Raw genomic sequence first — 20,020 nt, 5'->3', positions numbered from 1 at the left:
CATTGCCTCTGCACCGTGGCCAGCCCGCGCCGGCATGTCACCGTTCAATAGTGACGCTCTCGAGGACACCCATCCGGCCTGAATCAACCGGATCTGCGTGAGCGTTGCGGACACCCGCCTGATTCCAATGAAAGACACCGGTTGCCCGGACATACATCGCGTTGTCAGGCGCAGCCTTGAAGGACACCGCTCCCATGCCCGGACTCGTTCCTCGATAGATCACCAGTGAACTGGACGAGTCCCGCATGTCCAGCGCCTCACGCGTAGGAAAGACAAGAACGGCGTCGTTGACCTCATCCACCCATACGCCCACCGATATCTTCATTCCGTCGAATCGATCCGGTGCAGCAAGCACGCTGGTTAGGCTGGTCATGCAGGTCGGCGAGCCATCGCCATTCCCCTGCATCCTGCATGCCGCAGGCACCTGACTGCCCTCCCCGCCCGCCGGTAGATACCCGCATCCGGGAAGTGCGACGAGACCTGCGGCGAGCAGGAACAGGCGTAGGCAGGGCGTCATCACGGGGTCGGCATCCTCAATCCTGGCAACCTGCCAGCGGGAAGCAATCCCGCTGATCCATGCGGATGAAACATCCGCGTGGGAATGATCATACGGCGCCGCTCGGGTCGTAGTGGACATCTCCCGATTGCAGAGCCCGCCGGCATTTCAATGAATCAGCCGGTCATCAACGCCACGCTGGCAAAAGCCACTACCGCAATCACCAACAGTACGCGTATTGCAGCCATCTCGCCGCGAACCTGATGCAGCGCGTGTAACGGTGCCCGCTTCTCCAACCCCAGTACCACCGTCAGGTACGTTGCCTGCCCGTGCAGGCCCAGGGATTCTGGACAGCCCAGACGCCTCCATAGCGCTGGATACAGCTGAGGAAATCGCCGGGTAAATCTGAAAAACGTGATCAGGTAGAAAAAAACAGAAACAAACGCCACTAGAAAAACGATATTGATCATCATGGTAGTTCCCCGGGTGCAACCCGCAACGTCACACATCCCGACACTCGCTGCCGCCCGCGCCTCCTTCGCGCGTGACGACGCCAGCACGCTACAACCGCAGCATCGTGACGATTCCATACACAATCAGAACTGCGTATGTAGCCACAACGCCTCTCAGCACCCACCGCGTTCTGGCAGGGACGCTCAGCCCCTGCTGCGTCATTGCGAGCGCGAACACGCCACGCAGGCACGCAAACCACCAATCCACGTTCTGAATACCAACCCGGCGCAGCACATTCGGGTGTGACTTATCCATCCTGACAAGAAGAACGTGCGCGGCAATACCGTTAACCCACGCGGCCAGCCCCACGATCACGAGCATCATGGATAGCACCCCATCAACCCCATTCATTCCCAGCCCCCTGTCAAATCCACGATTCTTACCGGCACCATAGAACATGAGCCCCAGATGGGGGACCCGCCAGATGAACAGCATAAACACTCCCCAGTCCACACGGCCGGATCTGCTGCGCACCACACTGATCGTCGCCGTCACCACCGCGAAGAAGTGCTGCAGCGCTGGCCGCATTACTACCAGGGTGGCGGACGCGGCTGCTCAGAAGGACTGGGTTCCACGCGCCGACAGGCACAGGCGCTTGGCCGTGTGCGCGACCGTCCGCGCGCACGTTGTCATGTCGACGCCACAGCTGTCCGCCTCCAGAAACCTGTCATCGGACCCGACAATTGCGAAGTAGACCCGCTGTCTGGTGGGCTCGATGGTGCCTGCGCCAGCAACACGGACCACGTCTACTATCCGCACGCTGCAATACAATGGTGCGGCAGTGGAGCGCAGCACGTCTGCCACCGACATCGCATAGTCAATCGCCAGCGGGTTACCCGGCTGTTGATTGATCACATTGACATCTGCGGCCCGCTCCGGTGTGCAGGCGCTTGCGAAGATCGTGCAGAAGCCCAGGCTGCCCACGCACCCAGTCAACGCACCCACCCGGGACAGGATACCGGCTGATTCGCCAGACCCACCCAACTTGGCAACCCTTGGAAACTTGCGCATCGTAGCTACCTGCTCCGGAACGTGACCGATCGACTCCACCCGTGCGCCCCTCGAACCGAGGTTCCCTGCAGGGCCCTTCCAGTACGCACAACCCAGCTACTCCTGCGGATTCTTACAGGCGGAACGGGCGAGATCGGCTGCCTTGGCTACGCAATCTCCAACACCATCGGAGCATGTCTCAGCGGCTACGAACCGGTTCTGGCCATCAGCCACCACGTAGTAGAACCTATCCCCCGTCTTCCCGTCAGCCGAGCGCTCGATCTGAGATGCAATCAGATTCACCTTGATTCCAGGACCACCCACCCGGCCGTCTGATTCCAGACGACGGAGAAGCTCCACCTCAAACTTCTGTGCGCTGCCACTATGCGGCTGATGATTCAGCACATCAAAATCGCACGCCGGCCTGCTTACGCACCCCGACGTTCCGCAGATGATCGCCAACAGCACCGCACTCCGAGTCAGGCTGACGTCCACACTGGTCTCCATAGGCAAAAAGCCACGTGGACGTATCCGAGAACTGCCGATCAAGCCGCTTGGCATCAAGCCTCCCTTCGATGCTATGGAATCCCTTGAAGTCTCTCAGGTCAAGTTTCGAAGTGCCTTCATTTGACCCGCCTCGGTCCGACATGAAATGTGCGTTGGTGAACCCATCCTTCGGTACGGGCGTTCTAGCCCCAGGCACGCAAACCACCCATCCACTTTTTGATACCAACCCTGCATAGCGTATTCGGGTTTGACTTTCCACGACTCCTACCAACGACCATCCAGGGTGAACGCTATTCGCCGGATGCCGCCCCTTGGCTGGCGGGCTTGAGCATAAAGCGCGCGGCAACAACTCCAACATAGAACGTGATCCCCAGATAGGGGACCAACCAGATGAACAGCAGGAACATTCCCCAGTCGACAAGCCGGGAGATGCCATGCCGCCGTTCCTGGGCGGCGGCGAGATGATCAAGGAGGTCGGCGTCGAGGGCACCGTGTTCAACGATGCCCCACATATGTTCGAGGCCGGCATCCCCACATCGCCGGCTTCATCGGCCTGGGCGTGGCGGTGGACTACCTGGGGACCCTCAGCCTGAAGCACGTGGAAACACGCGAGGCCGCCCTGCTGGCGCACTTCACCGAAGAGCTGAGCAAGTGTCCGTCAGTTCGTCGGTCCGGCGCGCAACGCTACCGGTGTGGCGTCGTGGTGGACGCCTCCCGGTTGCGATGCCGCGCCGGCATTTTAATGACTCACCCGGTCATGAACGCCACGCCGGTAAAAGCAACTACCGCAATCGCCAACAGCACGCGTATTGCAACCATCTCGCCGCGAACTTGACGCAGAGCGTGTAACGGCACCCGCTTTTCCAACCCCAACACCACCGTCAAGTACGTTGCCTGACCATGCAGGCCCAGGGATTCTGGACAGCCCAGACGCTTCCATAGCTCTGGATATAGTCGCGGAAAGTTTTGAAGACCGTTTTTATGAATCAGCGGCGGCCTATCGTCAATAACCAATTGGCTATCGAAAACTGATACTCGAACCCACATCGGCTATCGTTATATTCACCTGCATTTCAATGAGGCTTTTTCCTACGCACTGATGCTGCAGCGCAATCAGGCGACGCGCTTGCACGGTCCCCGTTGTGCCCCCTTGCCCCCGCCCTCCCGGCCCGCCCCCAATCATGCAATAATGCGAACACTTCTCATTTGCATAGATCGCAATGGCGTCCCCGGTCGTCTCCCCCGATGCGCTCGCCTCGCTGTTCCGTGAGCATCACCGCTGGCTGCTGGCGCGGCTGAGCCGCCAGATGCGCTGCCGCTGGGACGCCGACTACACCTACACCAACTTCTGCCACAGCGGCCGCGCGTATCCCACCCGGACCGAGGCGTGCCACGCCGGCGGTGTCAACGACAGCTACGCCAGCAACCACATCCCGCCGCGCGCGGCCGGCGCGCTGACGTTGGGCACCCACCTGTTCGAGCAGCGCCTCACCGCCGGCACGCGGGTCAGCTACACCGGCCACCGGCCGATGCGCGAGGCCGGTGCCAGCCTGATCCCGGTGGTGGACTGGGGCTCGTACGTGCTGGTGGACGTATTCGCCAACTACCGCCTCAACGACCACGTCGCCGTCGACCTCACCGTCGACAACCTCACCGACCGCTACTACATGGACGCCATGACGCTGGGCCTGATGGCCTCGCCGGGGCGCACGGTGCGGTTGGGCTTCACCGTGAACTTCTAAGGAGCGCCCGCCCATGTCCACGACATCCCCTGCTGCCGCCGCCCCGACCCGCAGTCAGCGGCTGAAGGCAGCCACCCACGCCACTCACGACCGGCTCGACCAGCGCATCATGCGCGGCGACCCGTTTGCCTCCATCGACACCTACCGCCGCTTTCTGCGCGTGCAGTACCGCTTCCACCGCGACATCGCCGCGCTGTACGCGGTGCCGGCGCTGCACGCGCTGGTGGAGAATCTGGCCGAACGCCAGCGTCTGCAGGATCTGGCGGCCGACCTGGCCGACCTCGGCGAGCCCGTGCCGGCCGATGACGGCCGCGCACTGCCGGCCGACGTCGATCTGGCCACAGCGCTGGGATGGCTGTACGTCGCCGAGGGCTCCAACCTCGGCGCGGCGATCCTGTTCAAACTGGCCGCACGCATCGGCCTGGATGAGACCCGCGGGGCGCGTCACCTCGCCGGACACCCGGAAGGGCGCGCCCGGCACTGGCGCCAGTTCACCGCGGCGCTGGACGGCGCCGCGCTGGACCCGGCCCAGGAGCAGCGGATGATCGACGGTGCCACCCAGGCATTCGTGCGCGTGCACGGCTATGTCGAACAGGCGTTCGCGGCCTGAGATGGACGCCACCCAGCCCACCCTCGCCGTCCCGGCCGTCCGCCCACGTCACCGCGTGGTGCGTGCCGGTTACCTGCTGCTCGGGCTGCTGATGGTGGGCCTGGGCATCATCGGGGCGCTGCTGCCGGTGATGCCCACGACCATTTTCATGATCCTAGCGGCGGCCTGCTTCGGCAGATCCTCGCCCCGTTTCGAACGCTGGCTGCTGCAGCACCCCCGCTTCGGCCCGCCGCTGGTGCTGTGGCGCGAGCAGGGGGCGATGTCGCGCCGTGCCAAGGCATTCGCCTGCGGTGGCATGGCCGTCGGCTTCGCCGCGTTCTGGATCGCCGCCCATCCCTCGTTCGTGCTGTGGATCGCCGTGGCGATCGGCATGGGCGGCTGCGCGCTGTACCTGCTGTGCCGCCCGGTTCCGCGCGGCACCCCGCCCAGCCGCCTGCTGCAGATTGCCGAACGCCATGCGCATGGCCTGGCGGCCGTACTGACCGTGCTCGCCCACGTCACCGTCTTTGCCCTGCTGCTGTGGACCCGCGTGCCGACCGCGCCGGACCTGCCACCGCCGCCCGCCGAGCGCACCCAGCTGGTGCTGTTGCCGCCCCGTGCGCCGGAAGTGCCACTGGAGGAGATCGTCGCACCGACCCCGAGCACGGCCGCGTCGGTGCAGCAGCAGAAACCCGAGCCGCCGCGCCCGCTGCCGGACACCCCGCCGCGCGCCGCAGCGAACTGGGTGATTCCGCCGCCGACGCCGCCACTGCCCACGGTCGAATCGCCCGCGCCGCGGCAGCAGGACGCGTCGGTGGCCGCGGCACCGCTCACGCCGCCGCTGCCACCCGGCCCCAGTGAAGCCACGCCTGGCCGCGACAGCTGGGAAGGCCGCGTCATGGCGCGGCTGGAGCGCTTCCGCCGCTACCCCAATGCAGCGCGCGCGCGGCGCCAGGAAGGCATCGTGCAGGTCCGCGTGAGCCTGGCCCGCAACGGCACCCTGCTGGCGCTGTCGCTGGAACAGTCGTCCGGCTTCCCGCTGCTCGACCAGGCCGCACTGGAAACCTTCCGCCGCGCCGCGCCGCTGCCGGCCGTGCCCGACGAACGCCCGGCGCCGGTGGAACTGTCGTTCCCGGTGGAGTTTTTCATGCGCTGACAAGCGCGGCGGCCACACTGCAGCCGCGGGAACGGCTGCGGCGTTTCATTGCTTGCCTTCGAAGCGTTTGCGCTTGCGACTACGATTGCGACTGCGGTTACGCCTACGGCGCTCTATCTTTGGACTGCGCCGGGATGCCAGAAGAGAAATGATGCACAGCGCGACACCCACCACAGCCCATTGCATGCCGATGATCAGATGCGCGCGGGGCTCTCCAAAATAGATCACCAGTGCATAATCAATTCCGCATTTCGCGCGACATGGGATCGGCCCTTGAGCCAAGCCACGCATTACCGCGCCGCCATACGCGATAATGATCAAACCAATTGACAACCCAAATCCGCGCGCCCAGGCGCTCATCCCCGACCTCTCCACCGCTTTGTTTGGCCCCCCCTCAGGCCCGAGAGCCCCCGCATTTCCCGGCTTGATCGAGCGCAGGAAGCTCTCCAGCCAGCGCGTCCCCGCCCCCATCTCGCCCCCTCTGCGCATCATTGCACGTCAGTGACGTTTCCCGGCCACTGCAGGCGGACATTCAATCAACCTTGATCTATTCATCGAGCAGCCACGTTCCGTTGCATTTGGCATCGTTGCATGGACGAATCCCCAAACAGGGCGGGAGCGTTTCCAGCCCGCCCCGGCCCGCCTAGAATGTGCCCATGACCACCCTCACCTTCCGTGCGGCCACGCTGGCCGACATCCCCGCCCTTGTTGCCCTTGTCACCGCTGCCTACCGGGGTGATGCCAGCCGGGCCGGCTGGACCACCGAGGCGGACATGCTCGATGGCGCCCGCATCGACCCGCAGGGTCTGCAGGCCGATATCGAACGTCCGCGCAGCACCATCCTGCTGGCCGAACGCGAGGGCCGTCTGCTGGCCTGCGCGCATGTGGCCGACGACCAGGGCAAGGGCTACTTCGGCATGTTCGCGGTCGAGCCGACCCTGCAGGGCGGCGGCGTGGGCAAGCAGGTGATGGACGCCGCCGAAGCCCATGCGGCTGCGGCGTGGCAGCTGGAGGTGATGCAGATGACGGTGATCGACATCCGCGACGAGCTGATCGCCTTCTATGAGCGCCGCGGCTACCGCCGCACCGGGATCAAGAAGCCGTTCCCCTACGGTGACGAGCGCTTCGGCATCCCCAAGCGCGATGACCTGCAGTTCGAGATCCTTGAAAAGCCGCTGGTGGCCCAGGCATGAGCGACACCTGGACCTTCGTCTGCGCCAGCGCCGAGCTGCTTCCCGGTGAGATGAAGAGCACCTTCGACGAGGTGACCGGCACGCCGATCGTGGTGTTCAACCTCGATGGCGAGCTGTATGCACTGGAAGACCAGTGCACGCATGACGAGTTCGAGCTGTCCTCGGGCACCTTCGACACCGCCGAGGGCAGCATCGAGTGCGTACTGCACGGCGCGCGCTTCGACATCCGCGACGGCCGCGCCCTGTGTGCGCCGGCCTACTCGCCGGTGTCCCGGTTCCCGGTGAAGCGCGAGCACGACGCCGTCTGGACCCGCGACGACCGCGACTGACCGGTTTCGACGCCTGAATGGCGGGTCTTTGATAACGCGAATTGTTGCTATTAACATAGGCATTGCGGCGCTTTGGCCGCTCCTGCCTGGTCCTTCGTGCTTCGTCGCCGCCGCCGCTTCGGTATCGCCGCCCTGTGGGCCACGCTCTGCGTGGTGCTGCTGGGCCTGGCGTGGCCGGGCGACAGTGGCCGACCGGGTGCACCGGGCCGCCCCGCGGCTGCCGTCGAGGCGGCCGGCCACAGCACCCTCGACCTCGTCTCGCACGCCCAGCCGGCGCCTGCTCCGGTTCCCGAGGGGGTGCACGCGGCCCGGCTGGGCAGCGAGACCGGCGGCGACGCCGAGTCGGACAGCACTGCCATCCGTCGCGCCAGCCACCGGACCCCGTGGATCGCCCGGGTGCCACTGTGGCGCGCCGACGCGCTGCGCTGGCAGCGGCTGGAACCCGCGCTGCGGCTCAATCCCGGCCACGCCCCTCCCTACGCCTGATCCCGGCGTCAACGCCCTGCGTTGATGCCCTGCACGCCTGCGCGCCGCGGCGTCGTGGGCCATGCCTGCCCGCTCCTGTCCGCTGTCTTCCCGCCCCACACCCACCGGCCGCGACGCTCCGCCTGTTCCGGCCCCTGTCCGCATCCCCAGGAAATCCCATGACCGTCCGCCCCACTCCGCTGTCGTCCGCCCTGCTGCTGGCCATCGCCGCCCCCGCCCTGGCCCACGCCGAGACCGACGCGGGCGCCGATCCGCAGCGCGCCACCGAGCTGGATGGCGTCGATGTGCACGGGGAGCGCGTGCGCCCGCAGTCGTCCAAATTCACCGCGCCGCTGCTGGACACCCCCAAATCGGTCAGCGTGATTTCCCAGCAGGTGATCGAGCAGACCGCCGCCACCACCCTGCTCGATGCGCTGCGCACGGTCCCCGGTATCACTTTCGGCGCCGGTGAAGGCGGCAACCCGACCGGCGACCGTCCTTTCATCCGTGGCTTCGACTCGGCGTCGGACATCTACGTGGATGGCCTGCGCGATGCCGGCAGCCAGACCCGCGAAGTATTCGCGATCGAGCAGATCGACGTGGTCAAGGGCCCGAGCTCGGCCTACTCCGGCCGCGGCTCGGCTGGCGGCACCATCAGCCTGGTCAGCAAGACCCCAAAGCTGGACAACTTTGTGCAGGGCTCGCTGGCCGCCGGCACCGACAGCTACCGCCGCGGCACGCTGGATGCCAACCAGGTGATCGGTGACGGCATCGCCGCCCGCGTGAACATCATGAGCCACGATGCCGATGTGGCCGGCCGCGACGCGGTCAACAGCAGCCGCTGGGGCATCGCGCCGTCGCTGGCGTTCGGCCTGAACGGCCCGACCCAGGCGGTGATCAGCCATTACCACATGGAAACCGACGACCTGCCCGACGCCGGCGGCTTCCCGTACAACAACCCGTTCACCAGTGGCCCCAACCTGCCGCTTAACGGCGACGGCAGCCCGATCGTGACCAACCGCGATGCGTTCTACGGCCTGGTGGACCGCGATTTCCAGAAGACCAAGGCAGACATCACCACGCTGAACCTGTCGCACGACTTCGGCGGCATCGTCCTGCGCAACATCACCCGCTACGGCGACACCCGCAACGACTACCTGTGGACCCAGCCGGACGACAGCAAGGGCAACCCGAACCTGTTCGGCACGATCTGGCGCCGCACCAACTCGCGCGCCACGCAGACCGACAGCTTCGTCAACCAGACCAGCGTCACCGGCGAGTTGGAGACCGGCCCGCTGCGCCACAGCTTCACGGCCGGCGTGGAATACAGCGATGAGAAGACCGTACGCGGCAACTACGTGATCGGCGACGTGGTGCGCCCGAACGGCCAGACCACCGGCGGCACCAACAACCCGGTCACCGGCAACCAGAGCTGCCCGACCACCGGCGCGGCCACCGGCTACAACTGCACCGACCTGACCAACCCGAACCCGAACGACCCGTGGTCGGCGACCCACACCGTCACCCGCAGCAACCCGCTCAACGATGCGCGCCAGACCACCCGCACCACGTCGGCCTATGTGTTCGACACCATCAGCTTCAGCGAACAGTGGATGTTGAACCTGGGCGCGCGCTTCGACGACTACAGCACCCATCTGTTCAGCCCGACCGCGGCGGCCAACGCACAGCACCTGCGCAACGACACCTCGTTCTGGAATGGCCAGGCCGGGCTGGTCTACAAGCCGGTCGCCAACGGCAGCATCTACCTGTCGTGGGGCACCTCGTCCACGCCGGTGGGCGTGGATGCCGGCGACGGCGCCGACGGCATCACCGCGACCATCAAGGACCTCGAACCCCAGCGCAGCCGCAACATCGAGCTGGGCACCAAGTGGGACCTGTTCGATGCCCGCCTGTCGCTGACCGGTGCGATCTTCGAGACCGAGATGACCAACGCCCGCGTGCTCAGCGACGCGGGCACCACCCAGAACGCGGGCCGCAAGAAGGTCAAGGGCGCCGAGATCGGCTTCAGCGGCACCATCGTGGAGGGCTGGCAGGTGTTCGGTGGCTACACCTACCTGGATGCGGTGGTCGAGGACAACGGCTTCCTGCTGGTCAATGGCGTGTACGTGCCTTCGCCGTACAACGGCAACCAGTTCCCCAACACCGCCAGGCACAGCGCCAGCCTGTGGACCACCTGGGCCCCGTCGTTCGTGCCCGGTCTGAGCCTGGGCGCCGGCGCCAACTACGTGGACAAGGTGTACGGCAACGTCAACAACACCAAGTGGGTGCCGTCGTACACCCGCTGGGACGCGATGGTGGGCTACCAGTTCAACCCGCGCTACAGCCTGCAGTTGAACGTGCAGAACCTGACCAACAAAACCTACTTCACCAAGGCGTACGCTTCGCACTTCGCCGCCATCGCGCCGGGCCGTTCGGCAACGCTGGCGTTCAACTTCACGTTCTAAGCCACACGCCACCTCCCGCGCGCCTGCGCGGGAGGTGTTGGAGCCGACCATGCTGCTGCACATTCCCGACGTTCTCACCGCCGAGCAGGTCAGCCTGGCCCGCCGGCAACTGGCCACCGCCGGATGGACCGACGGGCGCCTGACGGCGGGCTATCAGTCCGCGCAGGCCAAGCACAACCTGCAGCTGCCCGAGTCCGACCCGGCCGCCCGCGCGATCGGCTCGATCATCCTCGACGCGCTCGGCCGCAACAGCACCTTCTTCTCCGCGGCCCTGCCGCGCCGCATCTTCCCGCCGCTGTTCAACTGCTACCAGCCGGGGCAGACGTTCGGGTTCCATGTGGACAATGCCGTGCGCTACGACTACAGCGCCGCCGGCCAGCCGCAGCCGGTGCGCACCGACCTGTCGGCCACCCTGTTCCTGAGCGATCCGGACGAGTACGAGGGGGGCGAACTGGTCATCGAAGACACCTACGGCAACCAGCGGGTCAAGCTGCCGGCCGGCCACATGGTGCTCTACCCCGGCACCAGCCTGCACCAGGTCACCCCGGTCACCGCCGGCGCACGGCTGGCGTCCTTCTTCTGGATCCAGAGCATGCTGCGCGACGACGGCCAGCGCCGCCTGATGTGGGATCTGGACGTGTCCATCCGCCGCCTCACCCACGATCACCCCGAACACCCCGCGCTGGTCAACCTCACCGGCGTGTATCACAACCTGCTGCGGCAGTGGGCCGATGTCTGAGCCGACCACCGGGGCATTGGATGCCGACGCGCTGGTCGCGCTGATGCAGCGCGATCCTGCGGCGGCGCTGGCCGCGCTGGAAGCCACCGCCCAACGGGGCGACGCGCAGGCGCAGTTCCTGCTCGGGCAGGCGCGCATGGAAGGCCGCGGCGTGGCCCAGGATGCCGCCGCCGCCATGCTCTGGTTCGAGCGCGCCGCCAACGGCGGCCTGGCCATCGCGGCCAACATGCTGGGACGCTGCCATGAGCTCGGCACCGGCACCCCGGTCAACCTGGAACTGGCCGTGGTCTGGTACCGCCGCGCCGCCGAGGCGGGGCTGGACTGGGGCCTGTACAACCTGGCCAACCTGGTGGGCACCGGGCGCGGCACCGCACGCGACGAGCGCGCCGCGTACGCGCTGTACCTGCGGGCAGCCCAGCGCGGCCATGCCAAATCGATGAACCTGGTGGGCCGCTGCCTGGAAGACGGCATCGGCGTGGCGGCCGACCCGGCCGCCGCGCCGGCCTGGTACCGACGCTCGGCTGAGGCCGGCGACTTCCGCGGCCAGGCCAGCCATGCCTCGCTGCTGCTCGCGGCCGGCCAGGTGGACGCCGCAGTGAGCTGGCTGCAACGCGCGCTCGCCACCGGCAGCCCGTCGTTCCAGGCGCATATCCGCCCGCTGCTGGCCGCCTCCCCGCATGCGCAGGTCCGCGCGCTGCTGGACGACGGCAGCGCCTGACTACAGTCGCAAATCATTCGCATTTGCGCCGGATAACCAATCTCACCTACAATCCCGCCGCCCCACCCTGCGCCGCTGGCCATCCGCCTGCGCCGCCGCCGGCGCGTGGCTGTCGGGCCGTAGTGCCTCATCCAACGCCGTCCAGGGAATCGTCTTGCGCCATCCTCACCGCCACCGCAGCTTCGCTCCCGCCATGCGCGGGCAGCGTCCGGCGTTGGCGACGGTGCTGGCCTGGCTGGCCCTGCTGTCTATGCTGCTGGCCATACTGCCGATGCTCGGGCACGCCGTGCCCGGCAGTGCGCAGCTGGTGCAGGCGCCGATGGACGAACGCCTGCCCGGCGGCGGCGAATCCGCCCCGCAGGAAGAGGCCCCGGCCAAGCCGCGCCGGCTCGCCAGCGCGCGCGCCGCCGCAGCACCGCCCCTGGTTCCGTCCGCCACTGCGGCCGACGGACTGGACGCCCTGATGGCCACACTGGTGGCCGCGCCACCGCAGGTGGCCCCCTCGATCGATTCGGCACCGGCCACGCCGCTGCCTGCTGCCCCCGGCCTGCGCGTCCAGCGCGGCCAGGCGCCCCCGCAGGGCTGATCCCGGTCACGGCCGACGCCACCGCGTCGCGCTGCCGGTACCACCGCTGCCTGCCCGCCTTGCGGGCGCTTCCCTGATCCCCTGCAGGTGCCGAGGCCGATAGCCCGGGCCCGCGCATCCGTCTTTCTTTCGAGGTATTGCTCATGGCCCTGCGCCAGCGTCGCCGCACGTCCCTGTCCCGCCACACCCTGTCCATCGCCCTGCTCAGCGCGCTGTCGGCGCCGGCCTTCGCCACCGGCAGCGGTGCCCCGCAGACCCTGGACAAGGTGGTGGTCACCGCCTCGGGCTTCGAACAGAAGATCACCGATGCGCCGGCCAGCATCAGCGTGGTCAGCCGCGAAGAACTCAGCAAGCGCCCGTACACCAGCCTGGTGGACGCGCTGCGCGACGTAGAAGGCATCGACGTGGGCATGGAAACCACCGACAAGAACGGCCGCGCCACCATTTCCATGCGGGGCATGCCGTCCGAATACACCCTGGTGCTGATTGACGGCCGTCGCCAGAGCAATGTCGGCCAGCTGTACCCGAACAACTTCGGCGGCGGCCAGTTCGCCTACCTGCCGCCGCTGGATGCCATCGAGCGCATCGAAGTGGTGCGCGGCCCGATGTCCACCCTGTACGGCTCGGACGCGATGGGCGGAGTGATCAACATCATCACCCGCCGCAACCAGGACACTTGGCACGGCTCGGTCACCCAGGGCTTCACCGTGCAGCAGGACGACCAGTTCGGCGATGCGCGCACCACCGACGTGTACCTGAGCGGCCCGCTGGTCAAGGACCGCATCGGCCTGTCGGTGCGCGGCAGCTACTACGATGCCAAGGCCTCCAACCCGGAATGGGATGACCTGCCGCTGCCCGATGGCACGCTGTGGGCGCGCAGCATCGGCTTCGGCGGCGGCGGCAAGGCCGTGGCCAACACCAACTGGAACACCGGTCTGCGCCTGAGCTTCACCGTCAACGACGATCACGACCTGTGGCTGGACTACGACGTCTCGCGGCAGAAGTACGACAACAGCCAGGGCCAGACCGGCACACTGGACAGCCTGGCCAGCCTGTGGCGCGTCGGCAATGCCACCCTTCCCAACCCGAACGGCACCGGCACCACCACCCGCCGCGTGGTGCAGCCGCGCGTGGGCTACACCGCCTACCAGCGCTATGAGCGCGATCAGGTGGCCCTGACCCACCAGGGCCGGTACGACTTCGGCACCTGGCAGACCACGCTGACCCACACCACCAGCAACAACCTGGGCCGCTCGCTGCCGCTGACCCTGGACGAGCGCGCCGACCTGCAGACTCTGTGGAACGACGTGTGCCGCCGCACCGGCGCGGCCAACAACTGCGCCGCCGGCCGCGGCAACGCGCTGACCGCCCTGAACCCGGCCGAGCTGGCGCGGCTGCAGGCCTTCCTGCCGCGTCCGCTGCGCACGATGGAACTGGACGGCATCGTGCTCGACACGATGCTGGACATGACCTTCGGCGCGCACAAGCTGACCGTGGGCGGCCAGTACACCGACACCGACATGACCGACGGCGTGTTCGGCATGGACGGCAACGGCTACCAGGACAACGTGAAGCAGAAGCACCGCATGTCGTCGGTGTTCGCCGAGGACAACTGGTCGCTGACCGATACGCTGACCGCCACCATCGGCCTGCGCTACGACCACCACAACATCTTCGGCAGCCACCTCAGCCCGCGCGGCTACCTGGTGTGGAACGCCAGCGATGCCTGGACCGTCAAGGGTGGCGTGAGCACCGGCTACAAGACCCCGCGCCCGGACCAGCTGTTCCCCGGCGTCACCGGTTTCGGTGGCCAGGGCGTGCTGCCGCTGGTGGGTTCGCCCAACCTCAAGCCGGAAACCAGCACCAACTATGAGCTGGCCGCCTACTACGAGGGCGCCGACTGGGGCTTCAACGTCACCGGCTTCTTCAACCAGTTCGACGACAAGATCGCCAGCGGCGGCACGTTCCCGAACTGCGAGGTCGCCCCGGCTGGCGGCGGCTACTGCGTGGACGTGGGCCCGGGCTGGGCCGAACTGGGCTACAGCACGTTCACCCAGAGCGTGAACGTGGACAAGGCCGAAACCAAGGGCGTGGAAGCGGCTGCCTACGTGGACCTGCTGGACAACCTGCAGCTGCGCGGCAACTACACCTACACCCGTTCCGAGCAGACCAGCGGCGTGGACAAGGGCAAGCCGGTGGGCGGCACCACGACCCCGGCGCGCCACATGGCCAACGCCAGCCTGAACTGGCAGCTCAACGATGCGGTCAGCCTGTCGCTGATCGGCGAAGGCCGCTACGACCGCTACCGCGACACGCTGGTGACCAGCGTCGGCGGCGTGAGCACCTCGCAGGTGCGCTACTACGAGGACTACACCGTCTTCCATCTCGGTGGCAGCTGGACCATCACCCCGTGGCTGACCCTCAACGCACGCGTCAACAACCTGTTCGACAAGGACTTCGTGTCCCAGTCGTGCGTGCTGATCAGCGACAGCGAGTACAACTGCGTGGACGACTACGCCACCAAGGACCAGCGTCGCAGCTACTGGATGTCGCTGAACGCAAGGTTCTGAGGCGGCGCCCGACCCGCGGTCGGGCGCCACCTTGCCGGGTGTTGTGGTAGGGGCCGACCGCGGGTCGGCCCCCCTTCCCGCCCAAAATTGCGAACCATTCTCATCAATGGTGTAATTCGCCATTGAGCTCCTGATCCCTGCCTGTGACCACTCCTTCCTCCAGCGTGCAGCAACAACAAAGCCGCGGCTTCTGGCTGCGCACGCTGCACCAGTGGCACTGGATCAGCTCGGCCGTCTGCCTGATCGGCATGCTGCTGTTTGCCGCCACCGGCATCACCCTCAACCATGCGGCGAAGATCGAAGCCAAACCGGTGGTGGTCAGCCAGCAGTTGACGCTGCCGGCCGACCTGCTGGGCACGCTCGGCGACCGCGCCGACGGTCATGCCCCGCTGCCGCGCAAGGCCAGCCGCTGGCTCGATGCCCAGCTCGGCATCGCCATCGGCCGCCGCCCGGCCGAGTGGTCCGACGGCGAAATCTATCTCTCCATGCCCAGCCCCGGCGCCGACGCCTGGCTGAGCATCGACCGCGACTCCGGCGCCGTGGAATACGAATCCACCGCGCGCGGCTGGGTCTCCTATTTCAACGACCTCCACAAGGGCCGCAACGCCGGCCCGGCGTGGGGCTGGTTCCTGGACATCTTCGCCGTTGCCTGCCTGGTCTTCTGCATCACCGGCCTGTTCCTGCTGCACCTGCACGCCCGCCAACGCCGCATGACCTGGCCACTGGTCGGGCTGGGCCTGCTGGTGCCGCTGCTGATCGCCCTGATCCTCATCCATTGACCGTTTTCCTTTCCGGAGCCGCACCATGCGCGTCACCCTGACCATTGCCCTGAGCGGCCTGCTGGCCACCTCGCCGGCCTATGCCACCACGCTGGACATCAACGTCGAGGTGCCCAAGCTCAACGTCGCCGAGTACCACCGGCCCTACGTCGCGGTGTGGCTGGAAGGCGCCGACCAGAAGGTCGCCGCCAACCTGTCGGTCTGGTACCAGCAGACCAGCAACAGCGAAGGCCACGGCACCAAGTGGCTGCCCGACCTGCGCCAGTGGTGGCGCAAGAGCGGCCGCACGCTGGACGTGCCGGTGGACGGTGTCACCGGCCCGACCCGCCCGGTCGGCAAGCACGCACTGTCGTTCTCCGACAAGCAGCCGGCACTGAAGGCCCTGGCGCCGGGCAACTACACGCTGGTGGTGGAAGCGGTGCGCGAAGTCGGCGGCCGTGAACTGCTCAAGATCCCGTTCACCTGGCCTGCCACGTCCGCACAGACCGGCAAGGCCCAGGGCAGCACCGAGCTCGGCCTGGTCACGCTGTCGGCCAAGCCCTGATTCTTTCCCTTTCCCTGGAGTTGTTGATGAAGCGCACGCTCGTCCTAGCCGCCGCCCTGGCCGCCGCCCTTCCGTTCTCCGCCCTGGCCCACAAGGCCTGGCTGCAGCCCTCGCAGACCGTCATCGCCGGCAACAACCCGTGGATCACCGTCGACGCGGCCGTGTCCAACGACCTGTTCTACTTCAACCACGTGCCGCTGCGCCTGGACAACCTGGTGATCACCGCACCGGACGGCACCACCGTGCAGCCGCAGAACGCCTCCACCGGCAAGTTCCGCAGCGTGTTCGACGTTGAGCTGACCCAGCAGGGCACCTACCGCCTGGCCACCGTCAACAACGGCCTGTCGGCCACCTGGGACGAAGATGGCAAGCCCAAGCGCTGGCGCGGTACCGCCGCCACCTTCGCCAGCGAAGTGCCGAAGAAGGCCAAGAACCTGAAGGTGTCGCAGTCGGTCGGCCGCGTGGAAACCTTCGTCACCAACGGCACCCCGAACGACACCGCCCTCAAGCCCACCAAGCAGGGCATCGAGATGGTGGCGCTGGCCCATCCCAACGACCTGGTCGCCGGCGAGCCCGCGTCCTTCCGCGTGCTGGTCGATGGCAAGCCGCGCGCCGGTCTGGCGTTCGAGATCACCCGCGGCGGCACGCGCTATCGCAACGCCCAGGAAGAGATCAAGGTCACCACCGACAAGAAGGGCGAGTTCACCGTCACCTGGCCCGAGGCCGGCATGTACTGGCTGGAAACCGGCACAGAGGACAGGAAAGTGTCCGTCAAGCAGGCCAAGACCCGTCGCCTGAGCTACGTCGCCACCCTGGAAGTGCTGCCGCAGTAACCGTACGCCGGGCCCTGCCCGGCGTCCCTGCCCTCGCCCATGAACGACACGCTCCTCGACATCGCCAGCCTCGGTGGCCGCAGCATGGGCACCACCTGGCAGGTAAAGCTGGCGGTGGCGCGTACGCGCGACCTGCACCCGCTGCATGCCGGCATCCAGGCCCAGCTCGACGCCGTCGTGGCGCAGATGAGCACCTGGGAGTCCGGCAGCGACATCGCGCGGTTCAACCGCGCCGATGCCGGCCACTGGCAGGCCCTGCCGCCGCTGTTCGACACGGTCGTGCAGTGCGCGCTGGACATCACCCGGCGCAGCGGCGGCGCCTTCGATCCCACCGTCGGTCCGCTGGTGGCGGTGTGGGGGTTCGGTGCACAGGCGCAGGCCCGGCGCGTGCCCGACGCGCAGACCCTGGCCGCCACCCGTGCACGCTGTGGCTGGCAGCGCCTGCGGCATGAACCCGGCCGGCTGTACCAACCCGGTGGACTGGAGCTGGATCTCTCGGCCATCGCCAAGGGCTTCGGTGTCGACCAGATCGTCCATTGGCTGCGCCAGCAGGACGTGCACGCCGCGCTGGTGGAAGTGGGGGGCGAACTGCATGGCTATGGGCGCAAGCCCGACGGCCAGCCGTGGCGCGTGCTGGTTGAATCCGCGCCGGAGGACGATGCGCGGGCAACCCACCCGCCCCGCGTGCTGACGCTCGACGATCGCGCCGTCGCCACCTCCGGCGACCGCTGGCATCACTTTGAACAGGACGGCGCGCAGTTCAGCCACACCCTGGACCCGCGCAGCGGTGCGCCCGTTGCACGCGCGGCCGCCGCCGTCACCGTGGTGGCCCCCGATGCGATGCACGCCGATGCGTGGGCAACCGCCCTGACAGTGATGGGCGTGGAAACGGGCCTCGCCTTCGCGCGTGCCCACGGCCTGGCGGCCCGCTTCGTCACCCGTGGCGCGCAGGGCATCGACGAACACCTGAGCCCGGCCTTCGCGCAGCTGCTTGGCGATGATGCGGCGGGCGCGGCATGAGATTCCCCTCGCGCGCCACCCTCGGCAACACCGCCGTCATCGCGCTGCTGTTGCTGATCGCAGTGTGGCTGCTGGGCCTGCACCAGCAGGACGCGTGGTGGCAGAGTGCACCGCTGCCCGCGCGCTGGAGCTGGGCCGCCGGCAGCGTGGTGGCGTATGCAGTGTTCTGCGCGGTGGTGTGGTGGCGGGGCCGTCCGCGCGACGACACCGCCAGCGACAGTGGCCCACCGCCGACCCTGCTGGTCTGGTCCAGCCAGACCGGGTTTGCCCAGCAGCTGTGCGAACGCAGCGCCGACGCCCTGCGTGCAGCCGGCGTGGCGGTACGCGTCCGCGGCCTGCACCAGATTGATGCGGCGACCCTGCAGCAGGCCACGCAGGCCCTGTTCGTTGTCAGCACCACCGGCGAAGGCGATGCGCCCGATCACGCACTGCCGTTCCTGCGCAACGTCATGCCACAAGCGCTGGCCCTGCCCGGGCTGCACTACGGCGTACTGGCGCTGGGCGACCGCAGCTACGGGCATTTCTGCGCGTTCGGGCACCAGCTCGATGCGTGGCTGCGCCAGCACGGCGCGCACCCGTTGTTCGATACCGTGGAGGTGGACAACGCCGATCCCGCCGCGCTGCGCCACTGGCAGCAGCTGCTCGGCCAGCTCGGCGGCGCCGCCACCGACCTGCCGGACTGGACCCCGGCCGAGTACCGGCCGTGGCACCTGCAGGCGCGCACGCTGGAGAACCCCGGCAGCCCTGGCACCGGTACCTGGCGGATCGCGCTGGTGCCGGCTGACGGCGCGCTGCCGGCCTGGCAGGCCGGTGACGTAGTGGAAATCGGGCCGCGGCACGCGCCGGCCGACGTGGCGGCGTGGCTGGCCACCCACGCACGCGACGGCGCGAGGATGGTGGGCGGCGAGCCGCTGTCGGCCCACCTGGCGCGCGCGCACCTGCCGGCCTTGCCCGATGCGGTGCCCGCCGAGGACGCGGCCCTGGTCGCCTCGCTCACGCCGCTGCCGCACCGCGAGTACTCCATCGCCAGCATGCCCGTCGAAGGCCAGGTGATGCTGTTGCTGCGCCGCCAGCTGCGCCCGGACGGCACGCCCGGGCTGGGCAGCGGCTGGTTGTGCGACCACGCCGACCTGGGCGGCCGCATCGACCTGCGCTTCCGCAGCAACCCGAATTTCCATGCACCGGCGCACGACGCACCGTTGATCCTGATCGGCAACGGCACCGGCATCGCCGGGTTGCGCGCGCATCTGCGCGCCCGCATCGATGCCGGCGCGCGGCGCAACTGGCTGCTGTTCGGCGAGCGTACCCAGGCCCACGATTTCTTCTTTGGCGATGAACTCATCGCCTGGCATCAGGCCGGGGGCATCCAGCGGCTGGATACGGTGTTCAGTCGCGACGGCGGTGAACATCGCTACGTGCAGGACCGGCTGCAGGCGCGCCTGGACGAGCTGCGCCAGTGGGTGCGCGACGGTGCCACGATCCTGGTCTGCGGCAGCCTGCAGGGCATGGCCCCGGCGGTGGATGCAGTGATCGAACAGGCGCTGGGACGCGAAGGCAAAGAAGCCCTGATCGTCGCCGGACGGTATCGGCGCGACGTGTACTGAGCAACGGCCATCGGGCATCGCCGGCAACGACTGCCTGTAGCAGTGGCCTGCGCGGCGAACGCATCACCGGTGCCGCCTTCGATCGACGGTCACGCCCTTGCCGGACGTTGCGCAGCGTAGGCAGTTGATCGACGGCCAGTTACCCGCAAGGTGTGCGCCGGTTCGGCGGGAGAGCAGTGCCA

General features: G+C 67.6%; 23 protein-coding genes and 1 pseudogene. 17 read left to right on the top strand and 7 right to left on the bottom strand.

The window, feature by feature from the left end; all coding sequences use genetic code 11:
* Nucleotides 1–37: 37 nt before the first annotated feature.
* The 5 genes from ACPEH8_RS09635 to ACPEH8_RS09615 form a co-directional block, all read right to left on the bottom strand.
* Nucleotides 38–637: a hypothetical protein gene (locus ACPEH8_RS09635; protein WP_166472705.1), complete on the bottom strand. Its 600-nt coding sequence runs from the start codon at nt 635–637 to the stop codon at nt 38–40.
* Between the two features lie 35 nt (nt 638–672).
* On the bottom strand, nt 673–969 hold the full coding sequence (locus tag ACPEH8_RS09630) for a hypothetical protein (RefSeq protein WP_017356435.1): 297 nt from the start codon (nt 967–969) through the stop codon (nt 673–675).
* Nucleotides 970–1,057: 88 nt separating this feature from the next.
* On the bottom strand, nt 1,058–1,537 hold the full coding sequence (locus ACPEH8_RS09625) for a hypothetical protein (RefSeq protein ID WP_423666578.1): 480 nt from the start codon (nt 1,535–1,537) through the stop codon (nt 1,058–1,060).
* A 27-nt stretch (nt 1,538–1,564) separates the two neighbouring features.
* The gene (locus ACPEH8_RS09620) at nt 1,565–2,020 is read right to left on the bottom strand and encodes a hypothetical protein (protein ID WP_423666576.1); all 456 of its coding nucleotides are present in this window, start codon (nt 2,018–2,020) and stop codon (nt 1,565–1,567) included.
* Between the two features lie 776 nt (nt 2,021–2,796).
* Nucleotides 2,797–3,018 carry a hypothetical protein gene (locus ACPEH8_RS09615; protein ID WP_165699741.1) on the bottom strand — a complete coding sequence of 74 codons (222 nt, stop codon included), beginning with the start codon at nt 3,016–3,018 and terminating at the stop codon, nt 2,797–2,799.
* Between ACPEH8_RS09615 and ACPEH8_RS09610 the strand changes: the two are divergent.
* Nucleotides 2,938–3,156, top strand: a pseudogene (locus tag ACPEH8_RS09610) (aminotransferase class V-fold PLP-dependent enzyme); the annotation flags it as partial. The gene ACPEH8_RS09615 and the pseudogene ACPEH8_RS09610 overlap by 81 nt on opposite strands.
* Before the next feature lie 97 nt (nt 3,157–3,253).
* Here the strand turns inward: ACPEH8_RS09610 and ACPEH8_RS09605 are convergent.
* Complete coding sequence (locus ACPEH8_RS09605) at nt 3,254–3,553, bottom strand: hypothetical protein (RefSeq protein WP_262072284.1); 300 nt, start codon at nt 3,551–3,553, stop codon at nt 3,254–3,256.
* Between the two features lie 173 nt (nt 3,554–3,726).
* Here ACPEH8_RS09605 and ACPEH8_RS09600 point away from each other — a divergent pair, with 173 nt between their 5' ends.
* From ACPEH8_RS09600 to ACPEH8_RS09590, 3 genes are read left to right on the top strand one after another with little or no spacing between them, the layout of a single operon-like run.
* Nucleotides 3,727–4,248 carry a TonB-dependent receptor domain-containing protein gene (locus ACPEH8_RS09600; protein WP_136006568.1) on the top strand — a complete coding sequence of 174 codons (522 nt, stop codon included), beginning with the start codon at nt 3,727–3,729 and terminating at the stop codon, nt 4,246–4,248.
* A 13-nt stretch (nt 4,249–4,261) separates the two neighbouring features.
* Nucleotides 4,262–4,858, top strand: coding sequence for a biliverdin-producing heme oxygenase (locus ACPEH8_RS09595; RefSeq protein WP_423666574.1), 597 nt, complete (start codon nt 4,262–4,264; stop codon nt 4,856–4,858).
* Between the two features lies 1 nt (nt 4,859).
* Nucleotides 4,860–5,993, top strand: a complete 1,134-nt coding sequence (locus tag ACPEH8_RS09590; RefSeq protein ID WP_229296454.1) for a TonB family protein — start codon at nt 4,860–4,862, stop codon at nt 5,991–5,993.
* Nucleotides 5,994–6,038: 45 nt separating this feature from the next.
* Here the strand turns inward: ACPEH8_RS09590 and ACPEH8_RS09585 are convergent, their stop codons facing one another.
* Complete coding sequence (locus ACPEH8_RS09585) at nt 6,039–6,353, bottom strand: hypothetical protein (protein WP_166472695.1); 315 nt, start codon at nt 6,351–6,353, stop codon at nt 6,039–6,041.
* A gap of 296 nt (nt 6,354–6,649) precedes the next feature.
* Between ACPEH8_RS09585 and ACPEH8_RS09580 the strand changes: the two genes are divergently transcribed.
* The 13 genes from ACPEH8_RS09580 to ACPEH8_RS09520 all read left to right on the top strand — a co-directional run bounded on the left by ACPEH8_RS09580 (nt 6,650) and on the right by ACPEH8_RS09520 (nt 19,838).
* Nucleotides 6,650–7,186, top strand: a complete 537-nt coding sequence (locus ACPEH8_RS09580) for a GNAT family N-acetyltransferase (protein WP_136006561.1) — start codon at nt 6,650–6,652, stop codon at nt 7,184–7,186.
* Nucleotides 7,183–7,515 (top strand): non-heme iron oxygenase ferredoxin subunit, encoded by a 333-nt coding sequence (locus tag ACPEH8_RS09575; protein WP_017357420.1) that lies wholly within the window; start codon nt 7,183–7,185, stop codon nt 7,513–7,515. The genes ACPEH8_RS09580 and ACPEH8_RS09575 overlap by 4 nt, the downstream gene beginning before the upstream one ends.
* 96 nt (nt 7,516–7,611) lie before the next feature.
* Nucleotides 7,612–8,001 carry a hypothetical protein gene (locus tag ACPEH8_RS09570; protein ID WP_166472383.1) on the top strand — a complete coding sequence of 130 codons (390 nt, stop codon included), beginning with the start codon at nt 7,612–7,614 and terminating at the stop codon, nt 7,999–8,001.
* 158 nt (nt 8,002–8,159) lie between these two features.
* Nucleotides 8,160–10,445 carry a TonB-dependent receptor gene (locus ACPEH8_RS09565; RefSeq protein ID WP_153164529.1) on the top strand — a complete coding sequence of 762 codons (2,286 nt, stop codon included), beginning with the start codon at nt 8,160–8,162 and terminating at the stop codon, nt 10,443–10,445.
* A 49-nt stretch (nt 10,446–10,494) separates the two neighbouring features.
* Nucleotides 10,495–11,184, top strand: a complete 690-nt coding sequence (locus ACPEH8_RS09560; protein WP_017357313.1) for a Fe2+-dependent dioxygenase — start codon at nt 10,495–10,497, stop codon at nt 11,182–11,184.
* On the top strand, nt 11,177–11,902 hold the full coding sequence (locus ACPEH8_RS09555; RefSeq protein ID WP_136006553.1) for a tetratricopeptide repeat protein: 726 nt from the start codon (nt 11,177–11,179) through the stop codon (nt 11,900–11,902). Before ACPEH8_RS09560 ends, ACPEH8_RS09555 begins: the two co-directional genes overlap by 8 nt.
* Before the next feature lie 154 nt (nt 11,903–12,056).
* A complete protein-coding gene (locus ACPEH8_RS09550; protein ID WP_229296455.1) occupies nt 12,057–12,488 on the top strand; it encodes a hypothetical protein in 432 nt (143 codons plus the stop codon).
* A 143-nt stretch (nt 12,489–12,631) separates the two neighbouring features.
* Nucleotides 12,632–15,058 (top strand): TonB-dependent receptor domain-containing protein, encoded by a 2,427-nt coding sequence (locus ACPEH8_RS09545; RefSeq protein WP_423666572.1) that lies wholly within the window; start codon nt 12,632–12,634, stop codon nt 15,056–15,058.
* Between the two features lie 143 nt (nt 15,059–15,201).
* Nucleotides 15,202–15,837 carry a PepSY-associated TM helix domain-containing protein gene (locus ACPEH8_RS09540; RefSeq protein WP_017355782.1) on the top strand — a complete coding sequence of 212 codons (636 nt, stop codon included), beginning with the start codon at nt 15,202–15,204 and terminating at the stop codon, nt 15,835–15,837.
* 25 nt (nt 15,838–15,862) lie between these two features.
* Nucleotides 15,863–16,381, top strand: coding sequence for a DUF2271 domain-containing protein (locus tag ACPEH8_RS09535; RefSeq protein ID WP_017355781.1), 519 nt, complete (start codon nt 15,863–15,865; stop codon nt 16,379–16,381).
* 26 nt (nt 16,382–16,407) lie between these two features.
* Nucleotides 16,408–17,214 carry a DUF4198 domain-containing protein gene (locus tag ACPEH8_RS09530; protein ID WP_313217281.1) on the top strand — a complete coding sequence of 269 codons (807 nt, stop codon included), beginning with the start codon at nt 16,408–16,410 and terminating at the stop codon, nt 17,212–17,214.
* Between the two features lie 39 nt (nt 17,215–17,253).
* Complete coding sequence (locus ACPEH8_RS09525) at nt 17,254–18,234, top strand: FAD:protein FMN transferase (RefSeq protein WP_313217280.1); 981 nt, start codon at nt 17,254–17,256, stop codon at nt 18,232–18,234.
* The gene (locus ACPEH8_RS09520; RefSeq protein ID WP_423666570.1) at nt 18,231–19,838 is read left to right on the top strand and encodes a sulfite reductase subunit alpha; all 1,608 of its coding nucleotides are present in this window, start codon (nt 18,231–18,233) and stop codon (nt 19,836–19,838) included. Before ACPEH8_RS09525 ends, ACPEH8_RS09520 begins: the two co-directional genes overlap by 4 nt.
* Nucleotides 19,839–20,020: the final 182 nt, after the last annotated feature.

The organism is Stenotrophomonas sp. NPDC077461 (assembly GCF_049545475.1).
Taxonomy (GTDB): Bacteria; Pseudomonadota; Gammaproteobacteria; order Xanthomonadales; family Xanthomonadaceae; genus Stenotrophomonas; species Stenotrophomonas nematodicola.
The sequence above is the reverse complement of the archived record's forward strand: the minus strand, read 5'-3'. Positions and strand labels throughout refer to the sequence as shown.